The organism is Lysobacter sp. OAE881 (assembly GCF_040546665.1).
GTDB classification, from domain to species: Bacteria; Pseudomonadota; Gammaproteobacteria; order Xanthomonadales; family Xanthomonadaceae; genus Lysobacter_J; species Lysobacter_J soli.
Window position 1 is genome coordinate 1344917 of sequence record NZ_JBEPOG010000001.1, and the last position, 23207, is coordinate 1368123.

A 23207-nucleotide genomic window follows, 5' to 3' on the forward strand; every position below is an offset into this window, starting at 1 on the left:
GATCCGGGAAGCCCCCGTTCGTCGTTTAGTATCTTCCGCAAACAGCGAACGGACGCCCTGATGAGCACCGAACCGCAATCCCCCGTGGCGCAGGCCGGCGCCGACGCATCGCATTCCCTCTGGTCCGAACTCCGCGACGCCATTCGCGGCACCAACGCCGATTACACGAAGATCCCCTTGCGCCGGGCGGTGTTCCTGCTCGCGGTGCCGATGGTGCTGGAACTGGTGCTCGAATCGACCTTCGCCGTGGTCGACATCTGGTTCGTCGCCAAGCTCGGGCCGTCGGCGGTGGCCACTGTCGGGCTGACGGAAACCTATCTCTTCCTCATCTATTCCATCGCGATGGGCCTGGCGATGTCGGTCACGGCCGTCGTCGCGCGGCGCATCGGCGAGAACCGGCGCGAGGACGCGGCCATCAGCGCCGTGCAGGCGATCTTCATCGCGCTGCTGGTGTCGGTGCCTTTCGCGGTCATCGGCATCGTGTGGGCGAAGGATCTGCTGCGCCTGATGGGCGCCGACGCGTGGAGCATCGAACACGGTTACCGCTACACGCAATGGATGCTCGGCGGCAACGCGATCATCATGCTGCTGTTCGTGATCAACGCGATCTTCCGCGGCGCCGGCGATGCGGCGATCGCGATGCGCGTGCTGTGGCTGGCGAACGGCCTGAACATCGTCCTGTGTCCGCTGCTGATCTTCGGCTTCGGGCCGGTGCCGGCGCTGGGCATCGAAGGCGCGGCGATCGCGACCAACATCGGCCGCGGCGCGGGTGTCGCGCTGCAGCTGTACGTGCTGTTCCATGGCGGCAAGCACATCCGGGTGGCGTGGTCGCAGCTGGCCGTGCACGGCGCGGTGTTGTGGAACATCGTGCGCACCTCGCTCGGCGGCATCGGGCAGATGATCGTGTCGATGACCTCGTGGATCTTCCTGATGCGCATCCTGTCCAGCATCGGCAGCGAAGCCGTGGCCGGCGCCACGATCGCCATCCGCATCATGATGTTCACGCTGATGCCGGCGTGGGGCATGTCGAACGCGGCGGCGACGCTGGTCGGACAGAACCTGGGCGCGCAGCAGCCCGAACGCGCCGAGGCCGCGGTGTGGCACATCGGCTGGTACAACATGGCCTTCACGATGGCGATCTCGGTGGTGTTCTTCTTCTTCCATCACGATCTGATCGCGCTGTTCACCAATGACGCGAAGGTGATTGACGTCGGCGGCGAATGGCTGCAGATCCTGTCGTATTCGTACTTCGTCTACGGCTGGTGGATGGTGTCGGTGCAGGCGTTCAATGGCGCGGGCGACACGATGACGCCGACGAAGATCAACGTGGTGTTCTTCTGGCTGATCCAGATTCCGCTGGCGTACGTGCTGGCGGTGTCGATGGGCTGGCAGCAGCTGGGCGTGTTCTGGGCGGTGTTCGTCTCCGAAACGTCGGTGGGCCTGTTCACGCTGTGGCTGTTCTCGCGCGGCAAGTGGAAGACGATGAAGGTGTGAGATGACTGGACACGTACTCGACAACCCCATCTGGGAAGCGCTGCAAAGCCGGCATCGCGACATCGCGCTCGCACGCGGCGACGTGGCGCGGTATCCGGCGCAGATCGCGCCGTTCCTCGGCGTTCCGTCCGAAGGCGCGGACGCAGCCGATGCACTGGCGGCGCTGATCGAACCCGGCGAGACCGTGCTGCTGCTCGATCGCATGCCGCAGGTGCCGCCGGGTTTCGAAGGCAGGAAGCTCGCGATGCTCGCGCAGATGGTGTGCACGCAGCCGGTGGAAGAAACGGACGGGCCGGAAGTCATCCAGCTCGACGAACGCCATCGCGAGGACGTGCTCGCGCTCACCGCGCTGGTGTATCCACACTACTTCCGCCCGCACACGATGCGGCTGGGCCGTTATTTCGGCATCTACCAGGACGGACGCCTGGCCGCGATCATCGGCGAGCGCATGGGCATGGACGAGTGGCAGGAAATCAGCGCGGTGTGCACGCATCCGGATTTCCTCGGACGCGGCTACGCCCGCCACCTGCTGACGATGCTGAGCAACGACGTGCTCGCGCAAGGCCGCACGCCGTACCTGCACGTGGCGAACGAGAACGCGCGGGCGAAGGACCTGTACCTGCGCAGCGGCTACACGGTGCGACGCGACATCCCGTTCTTCTCGCTGCGCCGGACGGGCTGAACGCGACGCTGTCACCGGGCTGTCACGAAATTGCAGCATCGTGGCGCGGTCGAAGTCCGAGGCCGTGCCGATGAAGTGTTCGCTCCTGTCCCTCGCGCTGATGCTGTCGCTGGCCACGCTGTCGTCGCATGCGGGCGCGCAGGCGCCTTACATCAGCATCGAGGAGCGCCTCACGCCGGAGCAGCTGCGGTCGGTCGGGCTCACGGACGAACAGCTCGACACGCTCAATCGCATGCTGCATGAAGTGCAGGACGGGCAGGGCGTGGCGGTGGCCGCGCCTGCCGCGCCGCCGATGTCGAACAATGCGCCTGCGGCGAACCGTGACGAACGCGGACGCGACGAAGGTTCGCTGATCGGTTTCAACGACAAGCCGATCCAGAGCCGCCTGAAGGGCCCGATCAGCGGCTGGGAACCCGGCACCGTGCTCGAGCTGGAGAACGGCCAGCAGTGGAAGGTGCTCAAGGGCGCGCTGAAGCTACCGAAGAAGCTCGACGCGCCGGAAATCGTCGTCGTTCCCGGCGTGGCCGGCCGCTGGTTCCTGCAGGTCGTCGAAGGCATGCCGAAGGCGCGCGTCTACCGCATCGATTGAGCGGCTACGACCGCGTCTTTCCGTCCACCGGCGGCAGCGAACGCAGGTACGTCCACACCGCGCGCAGCTCGACGTCCTGCATCGCGCTGTAGGACTTCCACGGCATCATCCGATGCAACTGGCGGCCGTCGGGGCGCTGGCCGGTGCGCATGAGGTGCAGGAAGTCGCTTTCCTTCCATGCCTGCAATCCACTCGCGTGCGGCGTGAGGTTGGCCGACGGCGGCGTACCCGGTTCGAGCACGAAGCCGCCGGCGAAGTTCGAGCCGTGGCAACCGGTGCACACCTGAGCGACGTACTTGCCGTACGCCACGCTCACCGTCGCCGGCGGCGCGATGCGTTCGCGCGGCGTGTGGTCCACGCGCTCGGCCGGCACCAGCGGGAACTTGTCGAACAGGTACAGCACGCGCGCGAGCGGGCGCACCTGCGTGCGGCCCCGATTGGTATCGACCGCCGGCAACGTGCGCAGGTACGCCACGATCGACGCGACGTCGTGATCGTCCATGTCGGTGTAGTCGCCAGTCGGCATGATGACCAGTCCCGTGCCGTCGGGACGCACGCCGTGGCGGATCGCCGCGGCGAGGCGGTCGTCGGTCCACGCCGCATCGCGCACGGTGCGGGTGAGATTGCTCGGCACGATGCGGATGACATTCGGCGCGTCGACCAGCAGTTTTCCTGCGCCGTCAGGGCCATGGCAGTCGGCGCAGCCGCGCGTGGCGAACAGGTGCTTGCCGTGGTCGAGGGACGCGCTGGCCATCGCATCGGCCAGCGGGGGATCGGCCACCGTCCAGGTACGGGACAACGCGCGTTCGCTTGAGAACCATGCGATGCCGAGGACGCCCGCCACCAGTACCGCCACCACGACCACGCTCCAGCCCAGCCACTTCAATAGACGCCGCATTGCCCTTCACTCCGGTGATGTGAAAACCGGATACGGGAAGTGCGGGCGGGGGAGGACACGGACGGCTGTTCGTGCCGGGTGAACAGGCGTTTCGAGGGCCTGGAGGGGCTTCGTCGTAATGCCGGCACCACGCTCACGTCATTCCCGCGAAGGCGGGAATCCAGGGACTTTTCATGCTTGCCTGGGACATCCACGGCCCTATGGCCGACGCCTTTCGCCGGAGGGGCATCAACAAAGTGTGGAACGTCCGTGGATTCCCGCCTTCGCGGGAATGACGAGCAAGGGCAAAAGTCGCTGGATTCCCGCTTTCGCGGGAATGACGGGCCGAGGGCGAAGGTCAATGGATGGTGCCGCCATTCGGCGGCCCAGAAGCGGCCCGCGTTCGCGGGAATGACGAGACCAAGCGCAGCTATCGCGCCGCTTCTTTCGCTTCTTTCGCCTCGCTCGCCAGCTGCCGGCACAGCGCCGCCGTCGCGTCGTCCACGGGGAAGCAGCATTCGATGCGCAATTCCTCCAGCGTCACGTCGTGCGGCGTGCCGAAGGTGGTGATGGTCGAGAAGAAGCGCAGGCGGTGTTCGTCGCGGCGCAGCACCGTGGTGAGCAGCGGCGTCGGGGCCGATTCGACATCGCGCAGTTGCCAGCGCGCCGGCACGCCGGGATACGCGAGGACTTCGTCGAGCAGTTCGCGCGCCGCGGTGTCGGAAGGTGCGGCCGCGACTTCGCCGTGCAGGTGGCGGATCAGGTCGCCCGCCACTTCCTCCCAGTTGTCCACGGCGCCCCGCAGATCGGCAGGGTCGAAGATCTGCCGGATCATGTTCGTGTGCGCGCTTGCACGGCCGTTCATCACGAACGCGTTGACGCGCAGCGCCGCGTCGTTGGCCATCAGCACGTCCCAGTGGCGGTTGAGCACGAACGCGGGGTACGGTTCCTGCTGCGCGAGGATGAATTCGATCGCGCGCCGCACCTGCGACAGTTCCGGCGTCGCCAGCGCGGTCTCGGGATAGCGCGGCGCGAAGCCGGCGGCGACCAGCAGCGCATTGCGCTCGCGCAGCGGCATGTCCAAGGCGTCGGCCAGGCGCGCGACCATCTCGCGGCTGGGCTGCGCCTTGCCGGTTTCCACGCAGCTCAGGTGGCGCGGCGACACGCCGGCGTCCAGCGCGAGGTCCATCTGGCTCAGGCGACGGGCCGCGCGCCATTCGCGCAGCAGGGCGCCCAGTCGGACATCGCGGAGTGGCGTGGCGGCTCGGTTCACGCGGCGAGCATACGGGGCGTTCCGCGGCCGCACCATGACCTGCCAGGTCATGGCGGCATGACCTGCGGCTTCGTTGAACCCTTGACCTGCGGCGCGAATCATTCCATGGACGCCGGAGCGTTCCGGCGATGGAGTTCGATCATGAAGCGCAGGTACTTCCTTGGAATCGCCGCCGGCACGCTGGCTACCGCCACGCTCACCGGCGCGATGTTCGACCGCAGTGCATTCGCCGCATCCCCGGTCGCGAGTACCACCGACGCCGAGGATGCCGCCGCTTTCCTCAAGGCGCGCCGCTTCGTGTCCACGTCCGCCGGGGAGATCGCCTACGTCGAACGCGGGCGTGGCGCGGCGGCGTTGTTCCTGCACGGCTTCCCGCTCAACGGTTACCAGTGGCGTGGCGCGCTCGCGCGGTTGTCGCCGTACCGGCGCTGCATCGCGCCGGACTTTCTCGGATTGGGCTACACGCGCGTCGCGAAGGGCCAGAGCCTGGCGCCCGATGCGCAGGTGCGCATGCTCGCCGAACTGCTCGACAAGCTCGGCGTGGATCGCGTGGACGTCGTCGCGAACGACAGCGGCGGGCAGGCCGCGCAGCTGTTCCTGGCGACGTACCCGCATCGCGTCCGCACGCTCCTGCTGACCAACTGCGATTCGGAAATCGAATGCCCGCCTCCCGCATTGCAGCCGGTGATCGCGCTGGCGAAGCAGGACCAGTTCGCGCAGCAGTGGCTTGCGCCGTGGCTGGCCGACAAGGCGCTGGCGCGCTCGCCGCAAGGGCTGGGCGGGCAGACGTTCACCCATGCGTCGAACCCGAGCGACGAGGCCATCGACGTCTACCTCGGTCCGCTGGTGCGCGATGCGTCGCGGACGAATGCGTTCGCCGTGGCGCTCGATCGCAACTGGCTCGGCGGCATCGGCCCGGCGCTGAAGGCCTCGCGCGCGCCGACGCGCATCGTGTGGGGCACGGCCGATCCGATCTTCACCGAAGCGGGCGCGACCCATCTGGACGGTGCGTTCGGCGACTCGCGCGGCGTGCGGCGGATCGAGGGCGCGAAGCTGTTCTTCCCGGAGGAATTCCCCGACGTGATCGCCGAGGAAGCGCGCCGCCTCTGGGGCGTGTGAGCGGGCGCCGCGGTGGCGCCGACGGACGGAGCCGCCGCGCCGATGCGCGCGACGTGAAGCGAGCCGGCCTTCACGGATCGCCACGGCGGCCTCTGACACGCTGGCGGCCGCCCGCAGGCGCGCCGCACCGGCGCGCCGCTCAAGGCCCGGGAGCGAGCGCATGCAGCAGGCACGACTGGCAGTGATCGTCATGGTGGCCGCGATGTTGGCGGCCTGCGGCGGCGGTGGGGGCGGCGACAACAACACCCAGATTCCCGGCGCGCCGGTCGACCGGCCGCCGAGCTTCACCTCGGCGCCTGCGGCGACGGTGCCGGAAGGCACCGCAGGCGTGTTCTACACCGCCACCGCCACCGACCCCGAAGGCAAGCCGGTGTCCTTCACGCTGTCCGGCGGCGCCGACCAGGCGCGCTTCCTGCTCAGCGCCGCCGGGGCGCTGCAGTTCATCACGCCGCCGGATTTCGAGGCACCGACCGACGCCAACGCCGACAACGTGTACCTGGTGTCGATCACCGCCAGCGATGGCACGCAGACCGCCACGCTGCCGCTGTCGGTCACCGTCACCGACGTCACCGGCGCGCCGCTGCGGGTGCGTCGCGTCGTGAGCGGAATGAATTTCCCGATCTTCCTCGCGCCGGTGCCCGATGCCACCGGTCGTGTGTTCGTGGTCGAGCGCGCCGGACGCATCCGGCTGCTGTCGCCGTCCAACGGGGCGATCGCGGCGACCCCATTCCTCGATGTGACCGGGCAGGTGTCCACCGATGGCGAGCGCGGCCTGCTCGGTTTCGCGACCGCGCCGGATTTCGCGACCAGCGGCCGCTTCTACGTGTATCTCACCGTGCCCGACGGCACGATCGAACTGCGTCGTTACCAGACGCTGGCGAACAACCGCGACCAGGCCGACCCGGCCAGCGGGGACGCGATCCTGCGCATCGCGCATCCGCGCAACAACCACAACGGCGGCTGGATCGGCTTCGGTCCGGACGGAATGCTGTACGTCGCCGTCGGCGATGGCGGCGGCACCGGCGATCCGGACAACAACGGGCAGAACCGCGCGACGCTGCTGGGCAAGATCCTGCGCATCGATCCGTCGAGCGACGGGTTCCCCAGCGATCCCGACCGGGATTACGCGATTCCCGCCGGCAATCCGTTCACCTCGCCCAACGCGCCGGAAGTCTGGGCGTTCGGCCTGCGCAATCCGTTCCGCAACAGCTTCGATCCGCTCACGGGCAATCTCTACATCGGCGATGTGGGGCAGGGCGCGGTGGAAGAGATCGACCTCGCGCGCCCCAACGAAGCCGGGCTGAATTTCGGCTGGCCGATCATGGAAGGCACGCAGCCGTATCGCGGTGGTTCCACCGCCGGCCTGACGCCGCCCATCGCCGAATACAGCCACGGCAGCGGTGCGCGCGAAGGCAGTTCGGTCACCGGCGGCGTGGTGTATCGCGGGCCGCTGGAATCGCTGCGCGGCGAGTACCTGTTCGGCGATTTCGTGCAGCCGAACCTGTGGTCGATCCAGACCAGCGTGATCCTGCAGGGCACGACGATCCCGTCCTCGCGCTTCCAGCTGCGCAATGCCGACTTCACGCCGACGGCGGGGACGATCAACAACATCGTCGCTTTCGGTACCGACACCGCCAACAACGTCTACATCGTCGATTTCGACGGCGAGATCTTCGTGATCGAACCCGTGCCGGGCACGGGCGGCGCGTTCTCCGCTTCGGCGCTGGCTGCGCCGCAGCCGCTGTCGCAGGACGCGGCCTCGAAGGAAGAATCGGCGCGACTGGTGCGCCAGTTCATCCGCGAGAGCCTGATGGGCCGTCGATAGGGGAGGGAACCGAACCGGCGGCACATCCGCGTGCCGCCGCTAGCTACTACCATCGCACGACCACACAAGGCAGGAGCCGGGTCATGCGAAGTGCAGTGGGTTGGAGCGGTACGATCGTGTTGGGCGTGGCGATGACGGCATCGCCGGCATTCGCGGCGGACAGCGGCAGCGAACCGAAGCAGGTGATGGCGATCGCCGACGAGATGGTCGCGCTGTCGCTCGAATACGACCCGACGCCTGCGTACTACGAAGTCCTGCCGCTCAAGCGCCACGATTACCTGCCGCGCAATTCGGCCGCCGACAACGCGCGACTCGACGCACGCGAGGATGCGTTGTGGTCGCGCCTGCAGAAGGTCGATCGCGCGAAGATCGACAAGGATCCCGCCGCACGGCTCGCCTACGCGCAGCTGCGCGAGATGCTCGAAACCAACCGCGCGCTGCGCGTCTGCCACGCCGAGCAGTGGAACGTGAACCACATGTTCGGCTGGCACACGGCGTTCACCGATCTCGCCGACCGCCAGCCCGTCGCCACCGCGGACGAGCGCACGCAGGCGCTCGCGCGCTGGCGCACGCTGCCGGCTTACGTCGACAACGAGATCGCGAACCTGCGCGCCGGCATCAAGGCCGGCTACACCGCGCCGAAGGCGGTGGTGGCGCGCGTGATCAAGCAGCTCGACGGCATGGTCGATCTGGAAGCGCGCAAATCGCCGTACTTCGCGCCGGGCGAGAAGTCGAAGGACGCGGCGTTCGCGAAGGAGTTCGAAAGCGTCGTGGCGCAGCAGGTCCAGCCGGCGCTGCGCCGTTATCGCGATTTCCTGGCTAGCGAATACCAGGGCGCGGCTCGCGAGTCGATCGCGTTGTCCGCGCTGCCCGATGGCGCGCAGTGCTACCAGGCGATGCTGCGCTCCTACACCACGCTCGATCGCACGCCGAAGGCGGTGTACGACCTCGGCCAGCGCACCGTCGCGACGAACCTGGCGACCGTGCAGGCGCTGGGCAAAACGATGTTCGACTCCACGGATCTGGCGACGATCGTCAAGCGCGTCGACGAGGCGAAGGACAACCGCTTCGCATCGGCGGACGAGCAGCTGCAGTTCTCGCGCGGCCTGCTGGAGTCGGCGCGCGAGAAGAGTTCGGCGTACTTCGCCACGATGCCCGTGCAGCCGGCGGTGGTCGAACCGTTGAAGCCGGAACAGCGAAACACCGGCGTGAGTTCGCATTACGAACCCGATCCGGACGACCGCAAGCCGGGCGTGTATCGCATCAACCTCGATCATCCCGACGCCGATCGTCGCGGCGCGGCGGAAATCACGCTCGTGCACGAAACCTGGCCCGGCCATCACCTGCAGCTCGCACTCGCGCGCGGTGTCGGCAAGCGCCATCCGCTGTCGGCGCTGGCGTTCAATTCGGCCTATGTCGAAGGCTGGGCACGCTATTCCGAAGCGCTGAGCGAGGAGGCGGGCATCTACACCACGCCGTACGCGCAGATCAGCCGCCGCCTGTGGCCGGCGCGCGGCATGGTGGTGGATCCGGGCATCCACATGTTCGGCTGGACGCGCGAGCAGGCGGTGCAGTTCATGGCCGAAAGCGGGCGGTTCTCGCCGGAGACCTCGGCCGAGATGGTCGATCGCATCGCCGCGATGCCGGGCCAGCTCACCGCGTACGACTCCGGCGGTCTGGAGATCGTCGCGCTGCGTCGCGAAGCCGAAGCGGCGCTGGGCGATCGCTTCGACCTGAAGCAGTTCCACCAGCGCGTGCTGGGCGACGGCGTGGTGCCGCTGGCGTTCCTGCGCGAGCGCGTGCAAGCGTGGATCGCGGAGGAACAGGCGGCCGTGGCCGCACGCTGATCGCGCCGGGAGCGGCGAAAGAAACGTGAACCGGGCCTGGTGCCGCACGCTGTGCGCAGAGTCAGGCCCCACGCCGTAAGCTGTGGCTTCACGTTTTCCGCGCGCCCCGTTCAGGGGCGCGTCCGCTCCCGAGTCCGTTGCCGCATGCCGATCCGTGCCGTCGCCCTGCTGTTGTCCTGCCTTGTCATCGCCGCCTGCCAGCGTCCCGAAGCGGAGACGACGCAGGGCCTGGTGATCGAGGAGGTCGCCGCGCCGCAGGACGGCGGCGCGATCAGCACCGCGCCGGTGAAGGTCGCGCCGGTCAAGCCGGAAGGCACGCGCCAGGCGCGCACGTCGATCCGTGAGATCGCGCGCCCCGAACCCGCTCCCGAACCGCACAAGCCGTGGGCGGCGCCGCTGGAACTCACGGCGGGTGCGGCGTCGATCAGCTGCGACCTCGACTACGTGGAGAAGGGCGACGGCGAGGTGCTGACGACGTTCGACCGCGACGGCCTCAAGGCCGCGCTCGAACCGTGCGAAGCCGGCGGCGTGGCGCGGCTGCGTTACAAGGGCAAGGTCACGGCGGAATTCGGCACGCTGGTCGAGCGCGTCACCGAAGTCGCGGACTCGATGGACATCGGCAAGCGCGTGCTCGACATCGACTCGGCCGGCGGCCAGGTCGAGGATGCGATCCAGGCCGGCGACTACATCGCCGAATCGCGCTGGACGATCTGGGTGCGCGAGGGCGCGATCTGCCACAGCGCGTGCGTTTTCATCCTGAGCGCGGGCGACACGCGGATGATCGCCGGGCAGGTCGGCATCCACCGCATCATCCGCATGAGTTCGACCGCCACCACGCGCGCGCAGCTCAACGCCGAGCTGCGCGTGGTGTACGAACGCGTGCGCGACTACCTGGAGCGCAACGGCGCGGCCACCGCCGTGGCCGACCTGATGATGGCCGTGCCCAACCGCAGCCTGCGCCTGCTCACGACGGAAGAACTCGAGTTGTACGGGCTGGACGGCGTGAACCCGGCGCAGGACGACCTCGACCGTCTGCGCCTGATGCGCAAGTGCGGCGAGGATTTCGTGAGCCGCCGCGACTCGTTCGTTCGTGCCTTCGACAAGCGCTGCAAATCGCCGGACACCGACCTCGACGCGCTCAACGCGTGCGGCCTGAAGCTGCGCACGGATTTCGGCTTCCCCGACCAGACCTGTCCGTCGGAGAGCCCGCTGTCCGAGTTCGACCGCGACACGGCGACGCTGGAGCCGCCGAAGGGCGATGGCGCGCAGAGCGTGTCGAAGGCGGCTCCGCAGAAGCGGCGGAGTGATAGCTGACGACGTTGCGCACGCGGGTGTGACGGCGCGTGCAACCGATGCGGCATCTGGGAGATCGCTTCCTCTTGGGAAGCAAGATCAAGAGCTTCCGCTCGCAAGCGAGCGGGTCACTTTTGTCTTGGCAAAAGTAACCAAAACCGTTCGCTCCTGACGCGAGCCGCCGCTGCGCGGCGGTGCCCTGCGCTCCTCGCCGGAAAAGGGACGTCGCCCGAACTCGCTGCGCTGCGCTCCGCTCAGACAGCGGGCGACTCTTCGCCCTTTTCCGGCTCCGGTGCTCGGCTCGCTTTAAGTCGCTGGGAGGTCAATCGACAGCAACAGCAACAGCAACAGCAACAGAAAAGCCGGGTAGACGTGACGGCTCGCCGCCACGTCTACCTTAAAAACCCTTACCGCCGGAACTTCCCCGGCTCCGGCAACGTCACCGGCACGCCATTCCCGTCGCAATCGCCCGCCTTGCAGAGTTCGGAGCGCAGCGCCGGCATCGACTGCAACAGGAAATGGAAGATCGTGTTCTGCTCGACGCTGCCGCGCACCGCTTCGCTGCCCGGGCCGCGCGCCCAGATGCCCACGTCGTCGCCGCCGTGCGATTCGCTCGCCGTCGGCACCAGCGCTTCCTGCAGGTAATCCGGGTCCTGCGTGTCGACGTTGCGCAGGTCCGGGCGACCCTTCTTCGGGATCTGCACGCCGCTGACGGTGTGCTGGAAGCGCTTCGGGCCTTCGGGCTGCTGCGCGCTCGCGCCGACGTAGCCCGGTCCGTTGCTGTAGTTGAGCGTCGTGTACGGCAGGCCGAGCTGGTCGAGCGCGTAATCGGCGATGCCGTCGTCCTCGCCGCTGCTGCCGCGCACCTTGTCCAGGATCGGATTGCCGCGCTTGGGATAGCCCACGAAGCTCAGCGTGTGCGAATGGTCGGCCGTGACCAGGATCAGCGTGTCCTGCGCGCTCGTCGCATCGACCGCGGCCTGCACGGCCTCGCTCAGCGCGATGGTGTCGGTGAGCGCGCGATACGCGTTGCCGTAATGGTGGGCGTGGTCGATGCGGCCGCCTTCGACCAGCAGCACGAAGCCCTTGTCGTTCTGCTTCAGGCGCGCGATGGCGGTGCGCGTCATTTCCGCGAGCGTCGGCTCGCCGGCACCGTCCTGCGGGCGGTCGGCGGAGAACTGCATGTGGTCGGGTTCGAACAACGCCAGCAGCGGGCCGCGGGCCGGCGCGTCGCTGAGCTGTTGCGCGTTCCACACGTACGTCCCGTCCGGATGGCGCTGCTTCCATTGCGCGATGAGGTCGCGACCGTCGAGGCGTTCGCCCACCTTGTCGTCGTATTCCGGATCGCGCTCGGACACCGGCATGAAGTTCTTGCGGCCGCCGCCCATCAGTACGTCGGGGCCGTTGCCGAAGGGCATTTCCACCAGCTGGCGGGCGATGTCGATGCAGCCGGCGGCGCGTGCTTCATCGGTGAGCTCCGTGTCGTTCTCCCAGTTGCGCTCGGGCACGTGGGTGAACGTTGCGCCCGGCGTCGCGTGCGTGACGCGCGTGGTGGTCACCACGCCGGTGGCGAAGCCGCGGCTGGCGGCCAGTTCCCACAGCGTCAGCATCGGCACCGCCTGCGCGCCGGCGCAGTCGCGGCGCATCGGCTGCTGGCCGATGCTCAGCACGCCCGCGCGCGTCTTCACGCCCGTGGCCATCGCGCTCATCGTGCCGGCCGAATCGGGCGTCTGCGAATCGACGTTGTAGGTCTTGCTCAGCGCCGTGGCCGGGAAGCGCTCCCAGCTCAGCCGGTTGTCCTCGCCCGGGCCGCCCTTGCGCTGGCCGTCGAGGATGCGCGCGGCGGCGACCGTCGTCAGGCTCATGCCGTCGCCGACGAAGAGGATCACGTTCTTCGCGTGGCCGCCCATCGCGCCGCGTTCGGCGGCCTGCGCGGCGCCGTCGCGGAACCACCACTGCGGCGTTTCGCCGGACGGGTGACGGATCGTCGGGACGTCGACCTCGAATGCGGCGGGCTTTGCCGAGTCGGTCGCATGAACGCTCCCGCCGCCGGTGGCGCAGGCGGAGACGAGCAGGGTCGTGGCGAAGGCGAGCGTGGCGTGGCTCAAACGAGAGTGGCTCGGGCGGGTCGCGCGGGGTCGGGACATTCGGGAGGCTTGTCGAAGGCAAAGCGCGATTATGGGCTGCGTTATTGCAGCCACGGGACACCGGCGTTGCATTCGCGGGGTCGTCACCCCCTTCGGTGTGGGCTATCGTGCCAAGCCGACAATTTCGGTAAAGAGGTACGGATGAAGCTGGTGTCTGCCTGGTTGCGGATCCCGTTCTGGCAGCGCGTGCTGGCGGGCTTCGTGTTGGGCGCGCTGGCCGGCTGGGCCTTCGGGCATTCGGCGGAAGTCTGGTTCGCGCCGCTGGGCACCATCTACGTCACGCTGATCAAGATGATCGCCGTGCCGCTGGTGTTCTTCGCGGTGATGAACGCCATCGGCAGCCTGCACGGGCAGAAGTCCGTCGCTGCACTGGGCGGCCGGACGTTCGTCTGGTTCGCGATCACCGCCGCGCTGGCGGTCGGCGTCGGCCTGCTGATCGGCTGGCTGCTCCAGCCCGGCCACGGCCTGAGCGGCCTGACCATCGCACCCGACTACACCGTCCGCGTGGTGCCCTCGCCGAAGGACGTGCTGCTCGACGTCATCCCGACCAATCCGTTCAAGGCACTCAGCGAAGGCAAGATCCTGCAGGTGATCGTGTTCGCCGGGCTGGTCGGCTTCGCGCTGGTGAAGCTGGGCGAACGCGTCGCCGGCCTGCGCAAGCTGGTGGGCGAAGCCAGCGACACGATGGTGCAGGTCACGCGCTTCGTGCTCGAAATGACGCCGCTGGGCACGTTCGGCCTGATCGCCTCGCTGGTCGGCGCGTACGGCTTCGAAAAGCTGCTGCCGCTGGGCACCTTCGTGTTCGCGCTGTACCTCGCGTGCGCGATCCACATCGTGTTCGTCTACGGCAGCCTGATCGCGCTGCACGGCTTGAATCCGCTTAAGTTCTTCCGCGGCGCCGCACCGGGCATGCAGGTGGCATTCGTGGCGTCGTCGAGTTTCGCGGCGATGCCGGCGGCGATCCGCTCGGTCACGCATAACCTCGGCGTCGACAAGGACTACGCGGCGTTCGCCGTGCCGCTGGGCGCGAGCATCAAGATGGACGGTTGCGGCGCGATCTATCCCGCGCTGACGTCGATGTTCGTCGCGCAGTATTTCGGCCTGCACCTGGAGCCGGGGCAGTACGCGACGATCCTGATCGCCTCGGTGCTGGGCAGCTTCGGCACCGCCGGCGTGCCGGGCACGGCGATCGTGATGGTGACGCTGGTGCTCTCCGCGGCGGGTTTGCCGCTGGAAGGCATTGGCTACCTGGTCGCCATCGACCGCGTGCTCGACATGATGCGCACGATGACCAACGTCACCGGCCAGATGGCGGTGCCGGTGATCGTCGCGAAGGAGTCGGGCCTGCTCGATCGCGACGTGTACGAAGCCGCTTCGAGCAACCTCGGCGTCGCCGCCGGCGAGAAAGCCGAGGTGCGTGCGACGAGGGAAGCCGGCTGATGGACGCCGCGCAGGTGGAACTGGTCGAACGGTTCCCCGGTGCGGACGACTACTGCCGCCTGCGCGCGGATGCCGGCATGGCTCCGCGCACGATCGACGCCGCGCAGCGCGGACTTCCGAACACGCTCTACGGCGTGAGCCTGCTGCTCGACGGCGAGGTCGTCGGCATGGGCCGCGTCATCGGCGACGGCGGCTGTTTCTTCGTCGTGGTGGACATCGCCGTGGCGCCCGCGCTGCAGGGGCAGGGGCTCGGCAAGCGCATCATGGCCGCGCTTGACGACTGGCTCCGCGCGAACGCGCCACCGTCGGCGGTGGTGTCGCTCGCCGCCGATGGCGACGCGAAGCATCTCTACGCGAAGTTCGGGTTCGTCGAAACGACGCCGCTTTCGGTGAACATGGAGTACCAGGTCGACTAGCCGGCCGCGACTGCGGGCGACGCGGCGTGAAGTTCGCGCGCTAGCCGTCAACAGCCCTTCTCCCGCATGCGGGAGAAGGTGCCGGCAGGCGGATGAGGGCGAGGTGTCGGCGCCTCACACGCGCGAGTACGACCACGACTGCATGCGCCCGTTGCGATACGGCATCACGCCGTGGAACGCGCGCGGGTCGTCGTCGAACACCAGCGGCAGGAAATTGCGGTCGCCTTCCCACATCGGCAGTTCGTCGAGCTTTTCGATCGGCACCCATTCCAGCGTGCCTTCGGGATTGCTCGCGTGCGGCGTGCCGCGGAAGGACGTGATGACGAACACGAAGCCGAGCCAGTCCTCGCCGTGCTTGCCGAAGCCGGGCCAGCTGATCGTGCCGCGCAACTGCATCGCGTCGCACTCGATGCCGGCTTCCTCGAGGATTTCGCGCCGCATGCCGGCCACGACGTCCTCGTCGCGTTCTATCTTCCCGCCCAGACCGTTGTACTTGCCGAGCTGGTGGTCGTCCGGTCGCGCATTGCGATGGACCATCAACACTTGCCGGCCGTCGGGCGACAGCACGTAGCCGAGCGTGGCGACGATGGGCGTGTAGGGCATCAGCGCGTGCCCCTCGAAGCCGCCTGTTGTTCCTTCAGCGTCTTGTCGAACGCGCGTTCGGCGCGGTCGGCGTAGGCGCGGCAGGTGAGCGTCGTGGGCGTGGTCGATTCGCCAAGCTTCCAGCCCGACGCATCCGGATGCGGCGTCAGCAGCAGGTCGCACGGCAGCGTGCGGACTTCGGCGAACGCGCGGCGGTAATCGTCGACGATGCGCGGCTGGCGGGGATTGCCGACGAGCTTGTAGCCAGGTGCGCTCAGGCTGTCGACGTAGGCGATGCGCAGCGGCTTGCCGGCCTTCGCGTCGGTCCAGGTCCAGCTCAGGCTTCCCGGCGTGTGCCCGGGCGTGAAGTGCGCGGTGAACGCGACGCCGCCGAGCTCGACGACTTCGCCGTCCATCACGATGCGGTCGGCATGCGCCGGCGGGAACACCATGCCATCGCCAAAGTGCAGGTCGTCGAAGCCGCCGCGTTCGAGCAGCACTGCCGATTCGGCATTGGTCACCACTCGCGCGCCGGTCGCGCGCTTGATCGCGGCGATGGGCCCGGCGTGGTCGATGTGCGCATGGCTGTGGAGGATCAGCTTCAGATCGGACGGCGCGACGCCGAGCGTGCGCATGTGCGCGAGCAGCATGTCCGCCGCCTGCGGCAGGCCACCGTCGATCAGCACGGCACCGGCGTCGGTCTTCACCAGCACGGCGCTCAGGCCCGCGGTGCCGATGTACCAGCTGCGATCGGCGAGCGCGAACGGCGCGATCGGCTGGCGCCATGCGTCGGAAGATTCGTAGGCCTGCGCCTGCGGGAGCAGCGGTTCGGCGGCGTGAAGGGGCAGGGCGGAGAGCGCGGTCAGCGAGACACAAAGCGCGGCGTGGAGGCGCATGGCGACGTCGAAGCGTGGGAAGCGCACAGTGTAATCGCGCACGCACGGCGCGCGATTCACGCCGATGCGGTGCGCGGTATCAGGGCACGCGCGGCAACGTCGCCCGCCGGTACACCAGCCGTACGGCCAACAGGGACACCGGAATCGGCAGCAGCAATCCCGCGACCGACAGCCACGTCGGATGCGGCACCTTCATGATCATCCCCACCACGCCCGAGAGCACCACCAGCGCGACGAGCAGCGCCGCGGCGGTCTGGTGGCGCGCAAGCTTTGCCGCGGCGAGTGCGCCAATGAACGTGCCCAGCACCCACGCGACGAGCACGAGCAGCTTCGCGGCGAAGGGCATGTTCGCGATGAAGGCGGCGAAGGCGGCCTCGTTGGCCGGATCGGTCGGATCCAGCCCCGCCGGCGGCGGCCAGAAGCGATGGCCCAGTGTTTCCACTGCGGCGATCACCGCGATCGCGACGACCACGCCGACCAGCATGCCCAGTATCGTGCGTCCCATCGGCGGTTCTCCTCCATCGCAAGTGCCGCGAGCATCGCGCGCGGACGTTGCCGCCGCAAGCGCGCGAGGCCGCGCATAATCGATGCCCTCCCGACGACGCCCCGACACGGAGCCCGCAATGCCCGATCCAACGCCCGGGGTGCCAGCGCCCCGTCTGCTCGCCTTCGCCGGCAGCTTGCGCCAGGGCTCGTACAACCGCCGCCTCATCCACGTGCTGGCCGAAGGCGCGCGTGCCGCCGGCGCGCAGGTCACGCTGATCGAACTGCGCGACTTCGCGTTGCCGATCTACGACGGCGACATCGAAGCCGACGGCATGCCCGGGAACGCGCGCCGCCTGCAGGCGCTGATGGCCGAACACGACGGCCTGCTCGTCAGCACGCCCGAGTACAACGGCTCGATGCCGGCTTTGGTGAAGAACACGCTGGACTGGATCTCGCGGCCGCTCGAATCCGGCCGCTCGGGCGTGACGCTCTTCCAGGACAAGGTGGCTGGCATCGTGTCCGCCTCGCCCGGTCCGCTCGGCGGACTGCGTTCACTGCTGGTGCTGCGCGACGCGCTGGCCAAGCTCGGCCTGCTCGTGGTGCCGCAGCAGGTCGCGGTCGGGCAGGCGGCCGACAAGCTTACCGATTACGGCGTCCTCAACGACGACCGCCTGCGCACCGGCGTGCACGGTGTCGGCGCGGCAGTGGTGCGGCATGCGGGCGTGATGAATTCAACGGTCGATCGAAAAGGAGCGACGGCATGAGCGGACGTCAGCGCGAACTCAACCTGCGGTTCCTCGCCGAACCCACCGACGTGAACTACGGCGGCAAGGTCCACGGCGGCATGGTGATGAAGTGGATCGACCAGGCCGGCTATGCCGCCGCGGTCGGCTGGAGCGGCACCTACAGCGTGACGGTGGCCGTCGGCGGCATCCGGTTCGTCGCGCCGATCCGCATCTCCGATCTGGTCACGGTCCATACGAAGCTGGTCCACACCGGCACAACGAGCATGCATTTCGCCGTCGACGTGAAGGCGCGCGACCCGATGGAGGGGCCCGAGCAGGAGCGGCTGTGCACGCACTGCATCATCGTCTTCGTCGCGCTGGACGCCGTCGAAGGCAAGCCGACCGCGGTGCCGCCGTGGACGCCCGTCAACGACGACGACAAGCGCCTGGCCGAATACGCGCTCAAGGTGATGGAGCTGAGCAAGGGCATCGAGCAGACGGTCGAGCGGCTGGCGGCGGTGAACGAGGGATAAGGCGGACCGCCCACGCGGCATTGCTGCGTGGCCCGCCGCACGCCGGGCCGTGGATGGCCCGGCCGGACGTTCCGAAGCGTCGGGACTTCGCCATGGACGGCGACGGCAGCGCGATCGAGGTGCCGCGGGTGCCTCGGATCGCACCCAAACAAGTGCGCCCAAACAAAAAGGCCGCCTTTCGGCGGCCCTCCGGCTGAAGCGCTGCGAAGGTCAGATCCCTTCGACGCGGCGCGCTTCGATGAACTTCTGGCCCCAGTAGCCGCCGTTGAGCTCCGACACCTGCACGTCCTTGCCGCGGCTGGGCGCATGGACGAAGCGGCCTTCGCCGACGTAGATGCCGACGTGGTCGACGCGGCCGCGGCGACCGAAGAACACCAGGTCGCCGGCATTGAGCTTGGCGCGGTCGTTGATGAGTTCGCCGGTCTTGGCCATCTCGCGCGAGACGCGCGGCAGTTCGATGCCCAGGGCGTTGCGGAAGACGTAGCCAACCAGGCCCGAGCAGTCGAAGCCCTTGTTCGGGTCGCTGCCGCCCCAGCGGTACGGGGTGCCCAGCAGGGCCATCGCGCGCTGGAGGACGGTCTTGATCTTGCCCTGCTCCTCGGCCGGGAGCTGGGTCATCGGCTCGCCCGCCGCCGCGGCGGGGACGAGGTAGCGGTTCATGTCCGTCGCCAGCAGGAGGGCGCGGTCGGACAGGCTCATCGCTTCCGGAAGGGTGTGGTGCGCCACCGGGGCGGGTGCGTCGGCCGAATCGCCGGCCAGGGAGGACGAAGGCATCTGCTGAGCGAAGGCCGGAACGACCATCAGGGCCAGCGCGGCGGCAATCGCGAACCGGGTCTTGATCCGGTGTCGGAAGGTCGGGGCGGCAAGGGCGCCTGGGGTCGTATAGGGCATCACGCAGAGTTCACGGCAACACAGTCGCCGGGGATGATGCCTGCGTGAACGACGAATGTCGTTCGTATTTCGTAAAAAGTTCGTTAAGTGAATTCGGGCGGCGTCACAAATCGTGCCAAGGGCTTCACTTGGACTTCACCGGAGCACCCGCTTGGCGCCGGTGTAGTGGTCCCGCCAGTAGCTGCCATCGAGGTGGTCCAGTCGCACGGTGCCCCCCGTACTGGGCGCGTGGACGAAGCGTCCTTCACCTACGTAAATACCGACGTGGCTGACGTTACCGCTCTGGCCGAAGAACACCAGATCGCCAGCCGCGAGGCGATCCGGAACGATCTTGGGGCCCTGGAAGGCCGCGAGGTCGCGGGAGGTCCGGGGCAGGCTCAGCGACAGCATGTCGCGATACACGTAATTGACCAGCCCGCTGCAGTCGAAGCCGCCTTCCGGCGTGTTTCCGCCGTAGCGATACGGCGTGCCGACCAGGCTGATCGCCCGCATCAGGACCGCGTTGGCCGCGACCGGGTCCGAGGGCTCCACCACCGGCCACACGCGCTGCTGCGGGGGCGCACCTCGGCGCACCGTCTCGCGACCGCCACCGCAGCCGGCCATCGCGGCGACGAGTACGCCAAGAAGAAAGAGGTGAAGGCCGCGCGCTGGCGCGGGAATGAGCTTGCCGGGATAATGCCGAGCTTTCGTCACGGCCGGTACTTTGGCCGTTCATGTCGTCGACGGCAAGCCTGCCGCCGCACCCGGGCCGCCGCCGTCGTGGCCACCAGCCGAGTTCCAGTCCAATGAAGATCGAGAAAGACCGCGTCGTCCGTTTCCATTACACCGTCTCCGAAGTCGGCCAGGAGCCGCTGGAAACCTCCGAAGGCCGCGAGCCGCTCGCGATCCTCATCGGCCACGGCAACATCATCCCGGGCCTGGAAACGGCGATGGACGGACGCGAAGCCGGCGACAAGTTCGAAGTCGACGTGACCGCCGCCGAGGCCTACGGCGAGCGTCGTGAAGGCCTGACCCAGCGCGTGCCGAAGAAGCACTTCAAGGGCGCCCGCCTGGAGCCGGGCATGCAGGCCGTGCTGCCGACCAACTTCGGTCCGCGCGCCGTGACGATCCAGAAGGTCGGCATGAGCGTGGTCGACGTCGACCTGAACCACCCGATGGCCGGCAAGGACCTGCACTTCGCCATCGAGATCGTCGAAGTGCGCGAAGCGTCGGCCGAAGAAATCGAGCACGGCCACGTGCACGGCGACGGCGGTCACCACCACTGATCGACGTTCGACGTTGCTGCGATACCGACGGCCCGCGAAAGCGGGCCGTTCTGTTTCCGGCGCTGCCGTCGTTCCAAGCCACCGCACGCGGGTAACCCCGACTGCCGGTCGCGCGGTTTTCCGAACGCAGAAGTCCGATGCGGCGCAGGCCCCTCGATCGGCTGCGTGCTCTAATCGTTCCACGGCGAACGGGGGTGGTGGCTGATGCAGGGAATGGCGCGGTGGTGACCACGCAGGTATCGAGCACGCGATCGCGCGAACATGCGTCGGCCGCGGTCCCTGTCGCGGCGGGCGAGCGCGTGGTGTCGCTCGATGTGCTGCGCGGATTCGCGCTGCTCGGCATCGGTTTGATGAACGTGGAATATTTCAGCCGCCCGCTGCGCGACATGGGGCAGGGGCTGGACCCGTCGCTGCCTCCGGTGGACTACGCGCTGGCCTGGCTGGTCTACGTCTTCGTGCAGGGCAAGTTCTGGATCCTGTTCTCGCTGCTGTTCGGGATGGGCTTCGCGGTGCTGGACGAGCGCGCGCGTGTCGCCGGCATCGACTTCCGCACGCTGTACCTGCGCCGCGCGGCCGGCCTGATGCTCATCGGGCTGGTGCACGCGCTGCTTATCTGGGCGGGCGACATCCTCGTCACCTATGCGCTCGGCGCCGTCGTAATGCTGTGGTTCCGGGATGCCGAACCGGCGCGCCAGGGCCGGTGGGGCGCGGCGCTGTACGGGGTGCCCGCGTTGGCGCTGCTGCTGATGGCGGGGATGATGTGGGTCTCGCCGGAGCCGGCGCAGGCCGACCAATCCGCTTCGGAAGCCGCGCGACTCGCGCTCGAGGAAGCGCGTCGTGCCGAGGAAGTCGTCGCCTATTCGGGCGGCTCATGGTGGGACGCGGTGCTCGTGCGCGGCCGCTTCTTCATCGACAACCTCGACGAGACGCTCGTGTTCGAGGTCTTCGCGCTGGGCATCTTCCTGATGGGCGCCTGGCTTCTGCGCAGTGGCGCCATCACCGATCCCGGGGCGCATCTTCGCCTGCATCGCGTGCTGCGGTTCGTCGCGTTGCCGGCCGGCGTCGGGCTCGCGCTTGCGAGCGTGTTGGTGGCGACGCGCTTCGATTGGGAGACCGACGGCGCCCGAGCCTTGCTGGCCATGTCGCTCATGCTGCTGGCCTCGCCGCTGATGAGCTTGGGTTACCTGTCATGGACGCTGCGCGCGCTGCAGACACGGGTCGGCCGCATGCTCGGCGCGCTCGCGCCGGCAGGGCGCATGGCGCTCACGAATTACCTGTTGCAGTCGCTCGTCGGCACCCTGGTGTTCTATGGCTATGGCCTGGGCCTGTGGGGCCGCGTGCCGCGTAGATGGGAACTGCTGGGCGTCGTGGTGCTGTTCGCGATACAGGTCGCGGCCAGTCGCCTGTGGCTTTCGCATTTCCGTTTTGGCCCGGTGGAATGGCTCTGGCGGGCGTGCACGTATGGTCGTTTCCCGCCGATGCGGGCCACGTCCGCCCTGACCCCCTAAACTGATGCCCATGGAACAGCGCGAAGATGTGGTGATCGTCGGGGCCGGGGTGATCGGACTGGCCAGCGCCCTGGCTCTTCTGGAAAGCGGACGAAGCGTCCGCGTGATCGACGCCGGCCGTGTCGGCGGCGGCAGTTCGCACGGCAATTGCGGCACGATCACGCCCAGCCACGCACCGCCGCTCGCCGCGCCTGGCGTCGTCCTGCGCGCATTGCGCTGGATGCTCACGCCGGACGCGCCGCTCTATGTCGCGCCACGTTTCGATCCGGCCTTGTGGTCGTGGCTGCTGCGCTTTGCCGTGCGCTGCAATGACCGCGACTGGCGCAGCAGTGCGCGTGCGAAGTCCGCGATCCTCAACGACTCGCGCGAGCGGCTCGCAGATTGGGTGCGCGATTACGACCTCGCCTGCGAATTCGCCCATTCCGGCGAGGATTACGTCTTCCGCGATCCGCACGAGTTCGAGCACTTCCAGGACGAAGTCGGTTTCCTTCGCGAACTGGGCGTGCGCGTGGACGTGGTGGATGGCCGCACGTACGAGTTGATGGAGCCCGCGCTCAAGCCGGGCGTCGCCGGCGCGATCCGTTTCGATGGCGACGCCGTGCTGCGGCCGGACCGCTACGTCGGCGAACTCGCGCGCGTGGTGCGCGCCCGCGGCGGCACCATCGTCGAGCATTGCGCCTTCACCGGCCTTCGCGACGACGGCGACGGCCGTGCGTGTATCGACCGCGCAGGGCGACATCGCCGCGCGCGAGATGGTGATGGCGCTCGGCGCATGGTCGCCCAAACTCGCCGAAGCCATCGGCGCGCCGGCACTCAAAAGTGCGATCCAGCCGGGCAAGGGGTACTCCATCACGTACTCGACGCCGTCGCGCGTGCCGCGCCGTCCGCTGGTGCTGCGTGAGCGCCAGGTCTGCGTGACCTCTTGGGAAAGTGGCTTCCGTCTCGGCAGCACGATGGAGTTCAGTGGCTACGACGACACGCTCAACCCGCGCCGGCTCGCCGCGCTCGAACGCGGCGCGAGCGAATACCTGCACGAGCCGTACGGCGCCCTGAAGCAGGAACAATGGTTCGGCTGGCGTCCGATGAGCTGCGACGACGTGCCGATCATCGGACGCGTGCCCGGCAACGAACGCGTCATCGTCGCGACGGGCCACGGGATGATGGGCGTGAGCATGAGCGCCGCCACCGGCCAGCTCGTCGCCGATCTCGTCGTCGGGCGTCGCCCCGACGTCGATCCCGCGCCGTACGGCATCGAGCGTTTCTCGTGATCGGGTGCGAAACGAACATGCCCGGACGTGCACGTCGCGATGACCGTGTCT

21 protein-coding genes and 1 pseudogene are annotated in these 23207 nt (G+C 68.3%); 14 read left to right on the top strand and 8 right to left on the bottom strand.

What is annotated here, in order from left to right:
* The first annotated feature begins 60 nt into the window (after positions 1-60).
* The 3 genes from ABIE51_RS06300 (at position 61) to ABIE51_RS06310 (ending at position 2765) form a co-directional block, all read left to right on the top strand.
* Complete coding sequence (locus tag ABIE51_RS06300; RefSeq protein WP_192630088.1) at positions 61-1494, top strand: MATE family efflux transporter; 1434 nt, start codon at positions 61-63, stop codon at positions 1492-1494.
* Position 1495: 1 nt separating this feature from the next.
* On the top strand, positions 1496-2176 hold the full coding sequence (locus ABIE51_RS06305) for a GNAT family N-acetyltransferase (protein ID WP_192630089.1): 681 nt from the start codon (positions 1496-1498) through the stop codon (positions 2174-2176).
* Between the two features lie 70 nt (positions 2177-2246).
* A complete protein-coding gene (locus ABIE51_RS06310) occupies positions 2247-2765 on the top strand; it encodes a hypothetical protein (RefSeq protein ID WP_354503666.1) in 519 nt (172 codons plus the stop codon).
* Between the two features lie 4 nt (positions 2766-2769).
* Here ABIE51_RS06310 and ABIE51_RS06315 read toward each other — a convergent pair whose 3' ends face one another.
* Both ABIE51_RS06315 and ABIE51_RS06320 read right to left on the bottom strand, forming a co-directional pair.
* On the bottom strand, positions 2770-3663 hold the full coding sequence (locus ABIE51_RS06315) for a c-type cytochrome (RefSeq protein WP_192630090.1): 894 nt from the start codon (positions 3661-3663) through the stop codon (positions 2770-2772).
* A gap of 409 nt (positions 3664-4072) precedes the next feature.
* The gene (locus tag ABIE51_RS06320) at positions 4073-4915 is read right to left on the bottom strand and encodes a helix-turn-helix domain-containing protein (RefSeq protein ID WP_354503668.1); all 843 of its coding nucleotides are present in this window, start codon (positions 4913-4915) and stop codon (positions 4073-4075) included.
* 141 nt (positions 4916-5056) lie between these two features.
* On the opposite strand from ABIE51_RS06320, the gene ABIE51_RS06325 reads away from it, so the two are divergent.
* The 4 genes from ABIE51_RS06325 to ABIE51_RS06340 all read left to right on the top strand — a co-directional run bounded on the left by ABIE51_RS06325 (position 5057) and on the right by ABIE51_RS06340 (position 11020).
* Positions 5057-6034 (top strand): alpha/beta fold hydrolase, encoded by a 978-nt coding sequence (locus ABIE51_RS06325; RefSeq protein ID WP_192630091.1) that lies wholly within the window; start codon positions 5057-5059, stop codon positions 6032-6034.
* A 160-nt stretch (positions 6035-6194) separates the two neighbouring features.
* On the top strand, positions 6195-7859 hold the full coding sequence (locus ABIE51_RS06330; protein ID WP_192630092.1) for a PQQ-dependent sugar dehydrogenase: 1665 nt from the start codon (positions 6195-6197) through the stop codon (positions 7857-7859).
* 83 nt (positions 7860-7942) lie between these two features.
* Complete coding sequence (locus ABIE51_RS06335) at positions 7943-9706, top strand: DUF885 domain-containing protein (protein WP_192630093.1); 1764 nt, start codon at positions 7943-7945, stop codon at positions 9704-9706.
* A 144-nt stretch (positions 9707-9850) separates the two neighbouring features.
* Positions 9851-11020 (top strand): COG3904 family protein, encoded by a 1170-nt coding sequence (locus tag ABIE51_RS06340; protein ID WP_192630094.1) that lies wholly within the window; start codon positions 9851-9853, stop codon positions 11018-11020.
* 386 nt (positions 11021-11406) lie between these two features.
* On the opposite strand, the gene ABIE51_RS06345 is transcribed toward ABIE51_RS06340, so the two are convergent.
* Complete coding sequence (locus ABIE51_RS06345) at positions 11407-13146, bottom strand: alkaline phosphatase (protein ID WP_192630095.1); 1740 nt, start codon at positions 13144-13146, stop codon at positions 11407-11409.
* A gap of 141 nt (positions 13147-13287) precedes the next feature.
* On the opposite strand from ABIE51_RS06345, the gene ABIE51_RS06350 reads away from it, so the two are divergent.
* Positions 13288-14586 (top strand): dicarboxylate/amino acid:cation symporter, encoded by a 1299-nt coding sequence (locus ABIE51_RS06350; protein WP_192630096.1) that lies wholly within the window; start codon positions 13288-13290, stop codon positions 14584-14586.
* Entirely contained in the window at positions 14586-15002 is a 417-nt protein-coding gene (locus ABIE51_RS06355; protein WP_192630097.1) for a GNAT family N-acetyltransferase, read from the top strand. The genes ABIE51_RS06350 and ABIE51_RS06355 overlap by 1 nt, the downstream gene beginning before the upstream one ends.
* A 114-nt stretch (positions 15003-15116) precedes the next feature.
* On the opposite strand, the gene ABIE51_RS06360 is transcribed toward ABIE51_RS06355, so the two are convergent.
* From ABIE51_RS06360 to ABIE51_RS06370, 3 genes are all read right to left on the bottom strand, one after another.
* On the bottom strand, positions 15117-15605 hold the full coding sequence (locus ABIE51_RS06360; RefSeq protein WP_192630098.1) for an NUDIX hydrolase: 489 nt from the start codon (positions 15603-15605) through the stop codon (positions 15117-15119).
* Positions 15605-16480: a subclass B3 metallo-beta-lactamase gene (gene bla / locus ABIE51_RS06365; protein ID WP_192630099.1), complete on the bottom strand. Its 876-nt coding sequence runs from the start codon at positions 16478-16480 to the stop codon at positions 15605-15607. Before bla ends, ABIE51_RS06360 begins: the two co-directional genes overlap by 1 nt.
* Before the next feature lie 79 nt (positions 16481-16559).
* Positions 16560-16985 carry a hypothetical protein gene (locus tag ABIE51_RS06370; protein WP_115840931.1) on the bottom strand — a complete coding sequence of 142 codons (426 nt, stop codon included), beginning with the start codon at positions 16983-16985 and terminating at the stop codon, positions 16560-16562.
* Between the two features lie 118 nt (positions 16986-17103).
* On the opposite strand from ABIE51_RS06370, the gene ABIE51_RS06375 reads away from it, so the two are divergent.
* Together ABIE51_RS06375 and ABIE51_RS06380 are read left to right on the top strand one after the other, a co-directional pair.
* The gene (locus ABIE51_RS06375) at positions 17104-17730 is read left to right on the top strand and encodes an NADPH-dependent FMN reductase (protein ID WP_354503674.1); all 627 of its coding nucleotides are present in this window, start codon (positions 17104-17106) and stop codon (positions 17728-17730) included.
* Positions 17727-18224: an acyl-CoA thioesterase gene (locus ABIE51_RS06380; protein WP_157029622.1), complete on the top strand. Its 498-nt coding sequence runs from the start codon at positions 17727-17729 to the stop codon at positions 18222-18224. The genes ABIE51_RS06375 and ABIE51_RS06380 overlap by 4 nt, the downstream gene beginning before the upstream one ends.
* Positions 18225-18434: 210 nt before the next feature.
* On the opposite strand, the gene ABIE51_RS06385 is transcribed toward ABIE51_RS06380, so the two are convergent.
* Positions 18435-19115 (bottom strand): C40 family peptidase, encoded by a 681-nt coding sequence (locus ABIE51_RS06385; protein ID WP_192630100.1) that lies wholly within the window; start codon positions 19113-19115, stop codon positions 18435-18437.
* A gap of 135 nt (positions 19116-19250) precedes the next feature.
* Positions 19251-19718 (bottom strand): C40 family peptidase, encoded by a 468-nt coding sequence (locus ABIE51_RS06390; protein WP_192631619.1) that lies wholly within the window; start codon positions 19716-19718, stop codon positions 19251-19253.
* Positions 19719-19900: 182 nt separating this feature from the next.
* Between ABIE51_RS06390 and ABIE51_RS06395 the strand changes: the two genes are divergently transcribed.
* The 3 genes and pseudogenes from ABIE51_RS06395 to ABIE51_RS06405 all read left to right on the top strand — a co-directional run bounded on the left by ABIE51_RS06395 (position 19901) and on the right by ABIE51_RS06405 (position 23156).
* Positions 19901-20380: an FKBP-type peptidyl-prolyl cis-trans isomerase gene (locus ABIE51_RS06395; protein ID WP_115840927.1), complete on the top strand. Its 480-nt coding sequence runs from the start codon at positions 19901-19903 to the stop codon at positions 20378-20380.
* Between the two features lie 197 nt (positions 20381-20577).
* A complete protein-coding gene (locus ABIE51_RS06400) occupies positions 20578-21888 on the top strand; it encodes a DUF418 domain-containing protein (protein ID WP_502913259.1) in 1311 nt (436 codons plus the stop codon).
* A 4-nt stretch (positions 21889-21892) separates the two neighbouring features.
* Positions 21893-23156: pseudogene (locus ABIE51_RS06405) on the top strand (NAD(P)/FAD-dependent oxidoreductase).
* Positions 23157-23207 lie beyond the last annotated feature (51 nt).

Excerpts from the sequence above, each read along its gene's own strand:
- ABIE51_RS06300 (WP_192630088.1), top strand. The coding sequence starts at position 61 with ATGAGCACCGAACCGCAATCCCCCGTGGCGCAGGCCGGCGCCGACGCA.
- ABIE51_RS06305 (WP_192630089.1), top strand. The coding sequence starts at position 1,496 with ATGACTGGACACGTACTCGACAACCCCATCTGGGAAGCGCTGCAAAGC.
- ABIE51_RS06310 (WP_354503666.1), top strand. The coding sequence starts at position 2,247 with ATGAAGTGTTCGCTCCTGTCCCTCGCGCTGATGCTGTCGCTGGCCACG.
- ABIE51_RS06315 (WP_192630090.1), bottom strand. The coding sequence starts at position 3,663 with ATGCGGCGTCTATTGAAGTGGCTGGGCTGGAGCGTGGTCGTGGTGGCG.
- ABIE51_RS06325 (WP_192630091.1), top strand. The coding sequence starts at position 5,057 with ATGAAGCGCAGGTACTTCCTTGGAATCGCCGCCGGCACGCTGGCTACC.
- ABIE51_RS06330 (WP_192630092.1), top strand. The coding sequence starts at position 6,195 with ATGCAGCAGGCACGACTGGCAGTGATCGTCATGGTGGCCGCGATGTTG.
- ABIE51_RS06335 (WP_192630093.1), top strand. The coding sequence starts at position 7,943 with ATGCGAAGTGCAGTGGGTTGGAGCGGTACGATCGTGTTGGGCGTGGCG.
- ABIE51_RS06340 (WP_192630094.1), top strand. The coding sequence starts at position 9,851 with ATGCCGATCCGTGCCGTCGCCCTGCTGTTGTCCTGCCTTGTCATCGCC.
- ABIE51_RS06345 (WP_192630095.1), bottom strand. The coding sequence starts at position 13,146 with ATGTCCCGACCCCGCGCGACCCGCCCGAGCCACTCTCGTTTGAGCCAC.
- ABIE51_RS06350 (WP_192630096.1), top strand. The coding sequence starts at position 13,288 with ATGAAGCTGGTGTCTGCCTGGTTGCGGATCCCGTTCTGGCAGCGCGTG.
- ABIE51_RS06355 (WP_192630097.1), top strand. The coding sequence starts at position 14,586 with ATGGACGCCGCGCAGGTGGAACTGGTCGAACGGTTCCCCGGTGCGGAC.
- ABIE51_RS06360 (WP_192630098.1), bottom strand. The coding sequence starts at position 15,605 with ATGCCCTACACGCCCATCGTCGCCACGCTCGGCTACGTGCTGTCGCCC.
- bla (WP_192630099.1), bottom strand. The coding sequence starts at position 16,480 with ATGCGCCTCCACGCCGCGCTTTGTGTCTCGCTGACCGCGCTCTCCGCC.
- ABIE51_RS06370 (WP_115840931.1), bottom strand. The coding sequence starts at position 16,985 with ATGGGACGCACGATACTGGGCATGCTGGTCGGCGTGGTCGTCGCGATC.
- ABIE51_RS06375 (WP_354503674.1), top strand. The coding sequence starts at position 17,104 with ATGCCCGATCCAACGCCCGGGGTGCCAGCGCCCCGTCTGCTCGCCTTC.
- ABIE51_RS06380 (WP_157029622.1), top strand. The coding sequence starts at position 17,727 with ATGAGCGGACGTCAGCGCGAACTCAACCTGCGGTTCCTCGCCGAACCC.
- ABIE51_RS06385 (WP_192630100.1), bottom strand. The coding sequence starts at position 19,115 with ATGCCCTATACGACCCCAGGCGCCCTTGCCGCCCCGACCTTCCGACAC.
- ABIE51_RS06390 (WP_192631619.1), bottom strand. The coding sequence starts at position 19,718 with ATGGCCGGCTGCGGTGGCGGTCGCGAGACGGTGCGCCGAGGTGCGCCC.
- ABIE51_RS06395 (WP_115840927.1), top strand. The coding sequence starts at position 19,901 with ATGAAGATCGAGAAAGACCGCGTCGTCCGTTTCCATTACACCGTCTCC.